General features: G+C 57.8%; 9 protein-coding genes. 7 read left to right on the top strand and 2 right to left on the bottom strand.

All coding sequences use genetic code 11. The features are described from left to right. Positions 1-527: 527 nt before the first annotated feature. Complete coding sequence (locus tag QQL24_RS23340) at positions 528-2,408, bottom strand: sensor histidine kinase (protein ID WP_284314694.1); 1,881 nt, start codon at positions 2,406-2,408, stop codon at positions 528-530. A 229-nt stretch (positions 2,409-2,637) separates the two neighbouring features. Beyond that, the gene (locus QQL24_RS23335; RefSeq protein WP_284314693.1) at positions 2,638-3,333 is read right to left on the bottom strand and encodes a response regulator transcription factor; all 696 of its coding nucleotides are present in this window, start codon (positions 3,331-3,333) and stop codon (positions 2,638-2,640) included. Between the two features lie 1,272 nt (positions 3,334-4,605). Here QQL24_RS23335 and QQL24_RS23330 point away from each other — a divergent pair. The 7 genes from QQL24_RS23330 (at position 4,606) to QQL24_RS23300 (ending at position 11,921) form a co-directional block, all read left to right on the top strand. Next, positions 4,606-5,670: an efflux RND transporter periplasmic adaptor subunit gene (locus QQL24_RS23330; RefSeq protein WP_431310743.1), complete on the top strand. Its 1,065-nt coding sequence runs from the start codon at positions 4,606-4,608 to the stop codon at positions 5,668-5,670. Positions 5,671-5,674: 4 nt separating this feature from the next. Continuing rightward, complete coding sequence (locus QQL24_RS23325; protein WP_284314691.1) at positions 5,675-8,884, top strand: efflux RND transporter permease subunit; 3,210 nt, start codon at positions 5,675-5,677, stop codon at positions 8,882-8,884. Further along, a complete protein-coding gene (locus QQL24_RS23320) occupies positions 8,881-9,303 on the top strand; it encodes a hypothetical protein (RefSeq protein WP_284314690.1) in 423 nt (140 codons plus the stop codon). Before QQL24_RS23325 ends, QQL24_RS23320 begins: the two co-directional genes overlap by 4 nt. A 62-nt stretch (positions 9,304-9,365) precedes the next feature. Beyond that, entirely contained in the window at positions 9,366-9,827 is a 462-nt protein-coding gene (locus tag QQL24_RS23315; protein WP_284314689.1) for a hypothetical protein, read from the top strand. A gap of 17 nt (positions 9,828-9,844) precedes the next feature. After that, positions 9,845-10,639 (top strand): polyphosphate kinase 2, encoded by a 795-nt coding sequence (ppk2, locus tag QQL24_RS23310; RefSeq protein ID WP_284314688.1) that lies wholly within the window; start codon positions 9,845-9,847, stop codon positions 10,637-10,639. A gap of 121 nt (positions 10,640-10,760) precedes the next feature. Then, a complete protein-coding gene (locus QQL24_RS23305) occupies positions 10,761-11,333 on the top strand; it encodes a hypothetical protein (RefSeq protein ID WP_284314687.1) in 573 nt (190 codons plus the stop codon). 138 nt (positions 11,334-11,471) lie between these two features. Continuing rightward, positions 11,472-11,921: a hypothetical protein gene (locus QQL24_RS23300; protein ID WP_284314686.1), complete on the top strand. Its 450-nt coding sequence runs from the start codon at positions 11,472-11,474 to the stop codon at positions 11,919-11,921. Positions 11,922-12,097: the final 176 nt, after the last annotated feature.

Raw genomic sequence — 12,097 nt, 5'->3', positions numbered from 1 at the left:
TCAATCGGAATGCGTGATTGGGCCCATATCGGTCAATGATTAGGGCCGTTGGTATTACGTCGTGACGGACACGGAGTTTCCGCGGCTCGGCTTCATTCGCGTCGATAATTTCGATCATTTTCTCGTTGATGTTTATGAGCAAATGCAGTGAGGCCCCTTTGGATTGTCGTCCGCCAGTGAACCGCACCAGGTTTGCCGGAGGTGTGCCTCGTCCTTAATGAGGATTTTCGAGCCGATCGTCACAAACTGCGTGGTGGGGCCCGGCGGAGAGCTCGGCCAGGAACTCTGCCCGATCTGGCGATGTTTATCAGAGGGTATGGAGACTGCGATGCTTGCAAAAAACATACGCCTTGAACGATGGCCACTGTCGCAAATGCAGCGGGAAACCTGCAACGTACGTACCTAGATACGCAATCTCCTCAAGCAATATCAATGGGTTCGGATTCTTCGCCACGAGGGTTCTCACGTGCCTGAAAGGCGCACACTTCGTGTCGCTACCCCAGTCCGGAAACCTGTGTCGTCATTAACTATCTCGTGCGCTGATTCTTTCTCCCTTCGACATCGTCCAGCGGCAATTGCACGCGGAATACCGCGCCTCCTCCATCCCGGCTTTCGGCGCGTATCGCCCCCCCATGCGCCTGGATGATCGTGCGGGCGATGGATAGCCCCATGCCCATGCCTTGTGGCTTGGTCGTGAAAAATGGTTCGAACATCCGCATCCGCCGGTCTGCAGCAATGCCCGGTCCCGTGTCGAAAACGGCAATCTCCGCTACGTCGCTGCCCATTTGCCGTGTCCGGACAACGACCCGTCTCACGCTTGAGGAAGCGGCTTCGCAGATAGCATCGATCGCATTGAGGATCAGGTTCATCACGACTTGCTGCAACTGTATCGGGTCAGCGTGAACGCGGAGAGGCTCGGCGGACAGTTCTTCGCCGAGATCAATCTCGTGGGCTCCCGCCTGACCCGCTACGAATTTCAAGACATCTTTGACCAGCTCATTGAGTTCGATATCCTCCTTCTGAGGCTCTGCTCTCCTCATCAGGCGTTGCAGCCTGACGATGACTTCACTGGCGCGATAGTTTTCGCTCTTGATGTCGCCCAGCACCTCCTCGATCAACTGCACGTCCAGGTCCGGTTTTTTAATCAGCATCTCGCATACCTCGGTATTGGCGAGAATTGCCCCAAGCGGCTGGTTCACTTCATGCGCGATGGACGCCGACAACTCACCCGCCGTAGCCCTGCGATTCACGTGAGCCAGTTCGTTGGATCGCGCCCTCACTTCCAACTCCGCCCGCCTTCGCCTGCGATGTTCATAGAGAAGAGCGACGATGAATAGGCTCTGGAGGAGCACGACGGCAAAGACGATTGCGGTCTGCGCGGGATATTGCCTCCAGATCGGCGAGGGTCGATTCCGGATTTCGCTACCCGGAGGCAGGCTGCTTTCATCTACGCCCCAACGTTGCAAGCCCGTCCAGTTGAACACCGGTCGCAGGGAGTTTCCAACTGCGACGGGAATTTGCGAGGGTTGGACGCCGTCAAGGATTTGAAGGGCCAATCCGGCCGCTTCATCCCCGGTGATGGCGGGAGACAGCATGTATCCACCGACTGCTCCGCGATCGATATAAGTCTCGACGTTCGCGATGATTGGCCGGTTCGCGGTTTCGGCGAGACGTGTAACGGCTTCGGCTGGCAGCAACTGCGCGCCGTTCCCGTCCGAATAGATCGGGGTGTAAAGAATTGCGCTCTTCTCGGGTAACGCCGAAACTCGTTTGCTCAATTCCGCGATGGGCAGACCGGTGAGATCGGCAACCTTTACGTTCGGCGATATCGCCGGGATTTCGTTGGCAAACCGCTTGAAAGCGATGGCGGCCTGGGAGTCGAAGGGCGCGCCGACGATTACCACCTGCTCGAGGCCAGGAACGATCGCGTGCGCAGCCTCTACCATGTCCTCGAGCCGGAGCTTTATCGTTCTGCCGGTGACATAGGCTGGCAAGTTGCGGGCTTCAATTGCGTCGTCGGTGACATCCGCGAAAACAATCGCCGCGCCCGACCAAATCTGGGAGCGCCAGTCAATAGCGCGTCTGAGCGCTCCCTGTCCGATGGTGATAACGACGTCGATGGGCCGATCACGGTATTTCCGTGCGAGGAACTGCTCTAAAGTCTCCTCATATTCGGGGCCTTCAAAGAAGGGCAGATCGAGGTTTTCGATATAGAGGGAAAGCGGCCGATTGGATGCGTAGAGGCGCGCCCGCAAAGCTGAAAACATCGTTGTGTAGTAAGGACCTCGATTTGCATCGGCCTCCTCGATGACGAGAACGGACTTGGGCAGGGTTTCGCCGCGCACCGCCAAAGGGACGAAATGGTTTAGCAGCACGAAAGCGAGGAACCCACGGGCAATAGCAGTCAACCAACTGGTTCGGAATGGCCCTCCGATCCCCGCCTCAACAATTCGATCAAACGAAGAAGACAAATACAAACGCCACACCTCACAATACCTTTTTCAGCCAAGGGACGATACCCCTTGCTAACTCTGGCAACGCATTTAGCAAACCAAACAATGTCTTAACGAGCTCAAGGGTAATCTTACTGTTACTTCGACTCTGACAGTGCGCAGGGCCGGCTACGCGTGGTCATCATCATGAAGCGTAGTTCCAGTGCGAGTTCGTCGAACCGCTCTCAATTCTTAAGGATTGCAGGAGGTCTTCGGAGGCCAATCGCGCACTCGACAGAGTCCCGAGGCGTTCCGCGATCGAGACAAGTTCCGCCAGCGAACGCACCTGCGTCTTCTCCATCACCTTGTGCCGGTGCGCCTTGATCGTCCGTTCGGTCGTGCCCAGATCAAACGCGATCTGCTTGTTGAGCTTGCCCTGCACGACGAGTTCATAGACCTCCTTTTCCCGCGGCGTGAGGGTCCCCACCCTGATGCGCAGACATCGCAATTGTGCGTCCCGATCACGCGCTGCGGAGTAAGTCGCCATTGCACGGCCGATCGCGTTGATGAGAGCATCCTTGGACACCGGCTTGGTCAGAAAGTCCTCCGCCCCGGCCTTGATCGCCCTCACGCTCATCGGTATGTCACCATGACCGGTCAGGAAGATGATCGGCAGAGTCGATCCGAGCTCGGCCAGGCGCTCTTGCAGTTCTGGGCCACTCAGTCCAGGCATCTGTGCATCGAGCAAAATACAGGACGGTATATTGCTGTCCGGCCTCTTCTTCAAAAACTCCCCTGCCGACCTGTAAGTCTCGACATCATAGCCGAATGTGCGCAAGAGACGTGCAAGCGCGGTCCGAAAAGACATATCATCGTCGACGAGATGTATCAGTATACGCATTTGTCCTTCCCCCCAATGTTTACTGAATTACAGGAAGTCTGATTCGAAACTCAACTCCTCCCCCAGGCCCACTTTCTACTTGAATCCGACCCTCATGAGCCCCAATAATCTTGCGAGCAGTCAAAGCCGCGTCCACCAGCTCGGCGCGAAGTCGAGTGCCGCCGCACCCACCATTACGATGACTGTGATTGGTCGACCCTCATATTTTACGCGGAGATGGTTCTCCAGGCCTTCCTCGCAACGGGGCTCATTGAACCGCCGGAGATCCAGATTCTTCCCGTTGAGTGTTACAGGCGCGGCAGCATTCTGGTTCACGGCAGCACGTAACGCGGAGAAGACCACGGCATGGAAAGAACTGCTGACGTTGGGCTCTGGGTGCACCAGCATCGCACGTGCAGACTGCCCCCGAGCAGTCGGCACTTCGGCAGCGAGGGACACCAAAAGGCAGAGCATTAACTTACCTAAAGGGCGCATCTGACAGTTACTGCCATACCGCTTGGATAGCCAAGTGATTAAAGCCATACGCAATAAGTTGTAACACAACCCATTATCGAGTCACGACAGATGTTGATCGTGAAAGGCTGCCACCTATCGCCTTGAATCAGGTATTATACTACCCTATATCACCTCGCGCTTTAAGCCAAACATCTGAAAAGACGAGAAAAAATGGGACTGCTCACCTAAATTTGCGCAAGCCTCAATAGGAGGGGCATTGCTCCAAAGTACAATGCCTGTTTGGACAATAGAGGGCAAATGATCGGTGTTGTAGCCTCTTCTAAAATAGACATAGCAGAAATATGGGAGGTTTAGAAATTCAAAAGCACGACAAGGTTATTTTGAAATATATTTCCAATAAAGATACCTTTTATGAAATATTTCGTCAACAATTTGTAGTAATGAAGTCATAAATCTTAAATCTCTGGCAACAATCTATGATTTCATATTTACTTCTAGAGTACTAGGCATACCAGAGAAGAAGACACTATTCCAATATAGACAACAACAAATCAAGCGGGCTCGCGCTTGGATTTAATACCGGAATTTTTCCCTTGGAGAATATCGTATAATTAATGATATTAAAGGTATATTAAATCCATGCACGCTCATTGTTCAGACATTTTTCAGATCAAGCGTCGCTATTTTTCTTATGACTCTACGTAATAAGCCGTCAGGAGCGGGAGGTTTAAAGTGGTGGATCTTAAGAGAGAAAATCTGCCTGCCATTCTACAAAAAAATACGGCTATCATTCTGCTCGCGACAGCCTTTCATCTCATGCCTGTGCTTTCCACCCGTGCCGCAGATGAGGCGGGTGTCTCGGTCGTGGCCGCTCCCGCTGAGCTTAAACCGATCTCGAATGCGCTGGAGTTCGTAGGACGTGTAGAAGCTCCTGAAAAAGTGGCAATCCGCGCACGCGTCAAGGGTGTACTTGAGGACGTGCTCTTCCGGGAAGGCGACACGATCAAGGCCGGCACGCCGCTCTACCGGATCGAGAAGTCCCTTTTCGACGCCGACGTCCAACAGGCGGAAGGTACCCTCCAGCGAACCCAGGCTGAACTCACGCTTGCGAGCATTCAGCGCCAGCGCGCTCAGCAGTTGCTCGAGCGCAATGCCGGTACGGCTGTCGCCTTCGACCAGGCTGTCGCTCAGGAAGCCCAGGCGAAGGCGGCCACGATTTCCGCCGGCGCCAATCTCGACACAGCCAAGATCAATCTTGGCTATACCGATATCACCGCCCCGATCTCCGGTCGCATCGGCATGACCGCCGTCTCCAAAGGCAACCTGGTTGGACCCGACAGCGGTGAGCTGACGTCCATCGTCAGCCAGGATCCGATGTATGTGACCTTTCCCGTAAGCCAGCGGGATATCACGGCCGCCCAGAAGGCAGGAAAAGTCAACGATCCAAAATCGATCAAGCTTCGAATCCGCTTCTCGGACGGCACGCTCTATGACCAGATCGGACAGATCAGTTTTCTCGATGTAAGCGTCGATCGTTCGACCGATACGCTGATCGTACGCGGCGATATCGCCAATCCAACGAAGACCCTGGTCGACGGACAATTGGTCAAGGTCGAGCTCGAGGCCGGCACACCGGAAGAACGCGTTGTCGTTCCTCAATCCGCCCTCATTGCGGACCAGCAGGGGGTCTATGTCTTCATCGTGGAGGATGGCAAAGCGGCGATCCGGCGCCTGAAGACGCAAGGGAGTAGCGGCGCGAACGCCGTGGTGTCGAGCGGCCTGAACGGTGGCGAGCTTGTCATTACCGATGGTTTCCAGAGTATTCGCCCCGGTGTCGCGGTGCGGCCCAGTCCTGCGCCCGCCCTGAATACCGGAGGCTAGGTTCATGCTTTCCTCCGTCTTCGTCGATCGCCCCCGTCTCGCCATCGTCATCGCGATCGTTACGGTAATCGCCGGCCTTCTCTCCCTCCTGGCCATCCCGGTCGCGCAATATCCCGATATCGTGCCGCCGCAGGTTTCGGTGACGACCACCTATCCCGGCGCTTCGGCCGATGTGGTGGATTCCACCATCGCCCAGCCCATCGAGGCACAGGTCGTGGGCGTCGACAAGCTCATGTACATGAAGAGCGTGAGCGGCAATGACGGCAGCTATAGCCTGACGGGCTCCTTCGAACTGGGCACGGACCCAGACATCAACACCGTCAACATGAACAATCGCGTGCAGACTGCGCTCTCGAAACTGCCGCAGGAGGCGCAGAAGCAAGGCGTCACCGTCAAGAAGAAATCCTCGGCACTGCTCGGCGTGCTGGCGGTCTACTCGCCCAAGCACAGCTATGATCCGCTCTTCATCTCGAACTATGTGACCATCAACATCCTCGACGACATCAAGAGCACTCCCGGCGTCGGCGACGCCACTCTCTGGGGACCGCAGGACTATGCCGTCAGGGCGTGGATCCGCACTGATCGTCTCGCCGGTCTCAACCTCACCACCAACGACATCATCAAGGCCATTCAGGCGCAGAATATCCAGGCCGCGGTCGGCCGTGTCGGCGCCCGCCCGATCTCCGACGACCAGCAGTTGCAGTTGAACCTGCTGACCAAGGGCCGCCTTTCCTCGATCGAAGAGTTCAACGCCATCGTGCTCAGAACCAATCCGGATGGTTCCCTCCTGCGTCTGGGCGATGTCGCCCGCGTGGAGATGGGCGCCGCCAATCTCGACCGCGAGACGCTGTTCAACGGTGGTCCAGCCTCGGTGCTCGCCATCTACCAGGCGCCCGGCGCCAATGCGATCTCGACCATCGACGCCATCCGGACTCGCATGGGGGAGCTGTCGGCGCGTTTTCCCGACGATCTACAATGGAAGATCACTTACGATCCCACAGTCTTCGTGAAAGATACCATCCACGAAGTGCAGAAGACGTTGATCGAGGCCTTCGTCCTCGTCGTCATCGTGGTCTACCTCTTCCTCGGCAGCCTCCGGGCGACCCTGATCCCCACGCTAGCCGTACCCGTCAGCCTGATCGGGACGTTTATCGCGCTCAACGCGATCGGCTATTCGGCGAACACCGTTTCCCTCCTGGCCATCGTGCTGTCGATCGGCATCGTCGTCGATGACGCTATCGTGGTCGTCGAAAATGTCGAGCGCGTGATGGAGGAAAATCCCGCACTCTCTGTGGCAGATGCCACCAAGAAGGCGATGAGCGAAATCACCGCGCCGATCATCGCCATCACCCTCGTGCTGCTCTCGGTGTTCGTGCCGGTCGCCTTCATCCCTGGCCTTTCCGGCGAGCTGTTCCGCCAGTTCGCGGTCACGGTGGCGGTGGGCATGTTCCTCTCGGCTATCAACGCCCTTACCTTGTCCCCAGCCCTTTGTGCGGTGTTGCTGAAATCCGGCTCGCATGGACCCAAACGAGGACCGATCGGCATGGTCATGCGCGCCATCGACCGTGTCCGAGACTCTTATGGTGCGGCCGTTGCCCGGCTGGTGCGCTTTGCGACCATCGGCCTTGTCTGCGTGGCCGCTGCGATGGGTGGCGTGTATGCTCTCGGCAAGGCGACGGCCACCGGCTTTCTGCCGGAAGACGACCAGGGTGCCTTCTTCGTCGTCGTGCAGCTGCCGGGCGGGGCCTCGCTTGGCCGCACGACCGAAGTAATCCAGCAGGCAGAAAAGGCCCTGCGCGAGGAAACCGCCGTTGCCGATTTCACATCCGTGATCGGTCTCAATTTCATCGATAACTATTCGCAGCCAAATGCCGCCTTCATTGTGGTTACCCTGAAGCCCTTCGACGAGCGTTCAGGCGAAGGACAGGGAGCGGCGGCCGTGCTGGCGCGTCTCGGCACGCGCTTGCGCCAGGTTCAGGGCGGCACAGTCGTGCCGCTCGCCCCTCCCCCGATCGTCGGCCTCGGCACGGGCGGCGGCTTTACCTATGTTTTGCAGGACCTGCGCAGTGGCGATCCCAAGACATTGGCGCAAGTGCTTCGTGGCCTTCTGGTGGCCGCCAATCAGGATCCCCAGCTTTCGCGGGTTTTCAGTACTTATTCAGCCTCCAATCCCTCGATCTATCTCGATATCGATCGCGACAAGGCGCAGATCCTCGGCTTGTCCCTCAGCGATGTCTTTCAGGCGCTGCAGACCTCGCTCGGCGGTTTCTATGTCAATGACATGAATCTCTTCGGCCGCACCTGGCAGGTCCAGGTACAGGCGGAGGCTGCGGACCGTACCTCCATCGACGACATCTATCGGATCAACGTCCGCAATGCGGGGGGCAAGATGATCCCCATGCGTTCGATCGTCGAGGCGCGCGTAGTGATCGGCCCGCCGGCCTTGATCCGCTATAATAACAAACGGGCCGTCACGATCCAGGGTACCCCTGCTGCCGGCGTGTCATCGGGTCAAGCTCTGGCGGCCATGGAAAAGGTCGCGGCGGCGACCCTGCCGGACGGCTATACGGGCGCCTGGACAGACACAGCCTTCCAGGAAAAGCGGGCCGAGGGCAAGACGGCGATCATTCTTGGCTTTGCCGTGCTCTTCGCCTTCCTGTTCCTCGTCGCCCTCTACGAGAGTTGGACGATCCCCGTGCCGGTGCTCCTCTCCGTCTCGGTGGGCATTTTTGGCTCGTTTGCGGCGATCGTCATCGCTCATCTAACGCTCGACCTCTACGGCCAGATTGGAATGATCGTTCTGATCGGCCTGGCCGCCAAAAACGGCATCCTGATCGTCGAGTTTGCCAAGGAGCAACGCGAACGCGGGGTACCGTTGCTGAAGGCGGCGACCGAGGGCGCGCGCCTGCGCTTCCGCCCGGTGATGATGACCTCCCTCGCCTTCATTCTTGGCCTCTATCCGCTTGTCGTCGCGCACGGCGCCTCGGAGATCGCCAGGCGCAATGTCGGCACGCCTGTATTCGGGGGCATGATCCTGGCGTCGTTTGTGGGAATCTTCGTGATACCGCCGCTCTACGTGCAATTCCAAGCACTGCGCGAGCGGCTGCGCTCTGGCGCTCGCCCCAAGAATCCAGAGCAGTCCATACCCGATCCCGGACAGGACCATGATCCGGTTCTTCCCGTAGCCTCGCTCCAAACAGGAGGGCACACATGACCAAGGCGGCACTCTTGCCTACAATCGCCACCGCGGGCCTGCTGATCGTGGGGGGCACCGCTAGCGCTGAGAAACCGTCGGGCTTGCAGTCGCTGCAGGGAGCCTGGGTCGAGCAAAGCACGAACTGCGACGAGGTCTACCGGCCGGCCAAGGGCAATATGGTCTTTCGCAAGGACGTCAGTGTCTTCGCCCCTGCATTCATTATCTCCGGCCGTCGTATTAGAACGCCTGGCGCGAATTGCTCGATTGGTCGCATCACCTACAAGGGCGACCGGATGATCCTGAGCCTCGGCTGCACGACGACGATCACGACAAGCCCCGTGAAAGCCTATTTGTCGATCTCAGGCGACGGAGCTCTGTATCGCTACAATGATGACGTCGATCATGTTGGCAGCAAGTACGGATCTTGCAAGCCATAACCATCGATTATGCCGTAGGAGACCGAAAGATGAATACTCAAGGCTCGACCAAGGCTACGAATATGGACACGCTCGGCGACGAATTCTTCATGTCTGCTGACGACCTTCGCAAATACATGATGGAAATGAAGATGGCGCACGTCTCCCAGGAACTCAACGCCATGACCAAGGCGGACGAGGCTCGCAGGGAGCTCATTCGTTCGCTCCAGGAACATGTCGACGTGACCCCGGAGAAGATCGCCGAACTCAAGCAGCGCCTGCAGGGCATGATCCGACGGGCCGCCGCCAATGGGGAGACGGAGACGATGGTCATGCGCTTCCCGAATGCCCTGTGCACGGACGGCGGACGGGCCATCAACAATACGGAGCCGGACTGGCCCAAGACCCTGACCGGACGGCCCCGACAGGCCTACGAGTTCTGGAAAGAGCACCTCCAACCCGCGAAATACACACTCAAGGCGATGATCATCGAGTTCCCCGGCGGCTTCCCCGGTGATGTTGGGTTCTTTCTGAGCTGGTCGTGATCAGGAGGGGAATGTCCATGGATAAGAAGGTCGACAAGCCGCTCGGGGACAAGGCCTACCTAAGCGCCCTGAAGCAGGCACATATCGAGCTGGTCAAGCTTCAGGCGTGGGTCAAGCATACCGGCGCAAAGGTCTGCATCGTCTTCGAGGGCCGTGATGGCGCCGGCAAGGGCGGCACAATCAAGGCGATTACCGAACGCGTCAGCCCACGGACTTTCCGGGTGATCGCCCTTGCTCCGCCGACCGAGCGCGAGAAGTCGCAGATGTATATTCAGCGCTATCTGCCGCATCTGCCGGCAGCCGGCGAAGTCGTGATCTTCGATCGCAGCTGGTACAACCGCGCCGGCGTCGAGAGGGTCATGGGTTTCTGCACCGAAGAGCAAGCCAAGCATTTCCTCAATGTTCTTCCGGGGGTCGAGAAAGCGATCGTCGAGTCAGGCATTACCCTGCTCAAATATTGGCTAGAAGTCAGTCCCGAGGAGCAGACGCGCCGCATCGAGGCGCGCATCACCGACCAGCGCAAGACCTGGAAGCTGTCTCCGATGGATCTGAAGTCCTACAGTCGCTGGTTCGACTATTCGCGTGCCCGCGATGAAATGTTTACCGCAACGGATACAGAGTGGGCGCCTTGGTACGCAGTCCATTCAGACGACAAGAAGCAGGCGCGTCTCAATATCATCGCACACATCCTCGACTCCATACCCTACGAGGAAGTGCCGCACGAGAAGATCAGATTGCCCAAGCGCCAGAAATCGGATGGCTATGAGGAACCGGTCTTCGCACGACACTGGGTTCCGAACGTGCATTTATAGCCTGACTGGCCGAGGAATGAGCACGACGGTATCCTCCAGAGGCAGTCCGCGGGCAAGGCTGGTAACGCCGAGCGCTGCTGCGATCGCCGGAGTATTATTTTCTGTTCTCATCCTGGCGGCCATGCTCCTCGTGATCCGCATGGTCCGGCCGGGGCTGAACGATTCAGGGGAATGGCTCCGCAGCGAGGTGTGGAAGGTCACGCTCGCCCTCAACCTTATCCCCTTCGCCGGCGTCGCCTTCCTATGGTTCATCGGTGTGCTCAGACACAGGCTCGGCGCTGCCGAGGATCGTCTCCTCGCGACGGTGTTCCTCGGCAGCGGCCTGCTCTTCGTGGCCTTGCTCTTCGTCTCGGCCTCCGCCATCGGCGCAATCCTGGTTTCCTACGCCGTCTGGCCGATGGAGCTGCCTAGATCCTCGACTTTCCTGCTGGCGCGCTCCTTTGCGTATCACCTCACGACGACCTTCGCGCTGAAGATGGCCGGCGTCTTCATGCTCAGCGCTTCAACGATCGTCCTCAGGACGCGCATTGCCCCTCGCCGGACCGCCATCCTCGGTTATGCAGCGGCGCTGATCATCCTGATCGGAAGCCAGTTCATGGATTGGACCTTCTTCGCGTTTCCGCTTTGGGTCCTCGTCGTCAGCATGGAAATACTTGTGGACGAGTTCAGAAACGGCACGAGCAAGCCCACCTAGAGCAAAGCGCGTTTAGGCGCAAACGCTGCTTTGCTCTAACCCCTTGTTTTGACACGTCTTTGCGATTCTTGCCGATTCCGTCAAATCGCAAAACGCTCTAGACCCGTGTTCCCAAACAACCGCTCTTTGGAGATTGCAATGCCCAAAACGCCGAATATCCTCCTGATGCTGTTTTCCTCGCTAGCGCTTGCAACCGCCCATCCCGCAATGGCCGCGCAGAAGAAGCCGGTTCCGAGCGGAACGGTCACCATCAGCCAAGCCCAGGCCGGCTATATCGTGGCGGCCCAATATGGCGGAGGAACGCTGCGCTACCGTGGTCGAAGCTATGCCTTCAAGATTGGTGGACTTGGACTGGGCGGACTTGGTGCTTCTTCGCTGACAGCGAGCGGGACGGTCTACAATTTGAGCGCCCTGCACAATTTTCCGGGTCGTTACATCGCGGCCCGCACTGGTCTCGTGGTGTTGGACAAGAGCGCGGGCAAGGTCTGGTTGAAAAACCAGCACGGTGTCTACATTGCGCTGAGAGCCAAGCGCAAAGGCCTGATGTTGTCTACCGGCCTGGACCGTGTTGTCATCTCCATGAAATGACAGGTCCGGTGCAAGCGATGTTCATGAGAAAGGGCCGGTTCCAGCCAACCGGCGCGGTGATTTCGCAAAAAAGCTAAATTGGTTAGAGCAAAGCGCGTTTAAGCGTAAACGCTGCTTTGCTCTCACTCTTTGTTTCGACGCGTCTTTGCGATTCTTGCCGATGCCGTCAAATCGCA

The sequence above is a fragment of the Labrys miyagiensis genome (genome assembly GCF_030160835.1).
Classification (GTDB): Bacteria; Pseudomonadota; Alphaproteobacteria; order Rhizobiales; family Labraceae; genus Labrys; species Labrys miyagiensis.
Note: the sequence above shows the minus strand (reverse complement) of the source record. Positions and strands in the feature narration are given on the sequence as shown.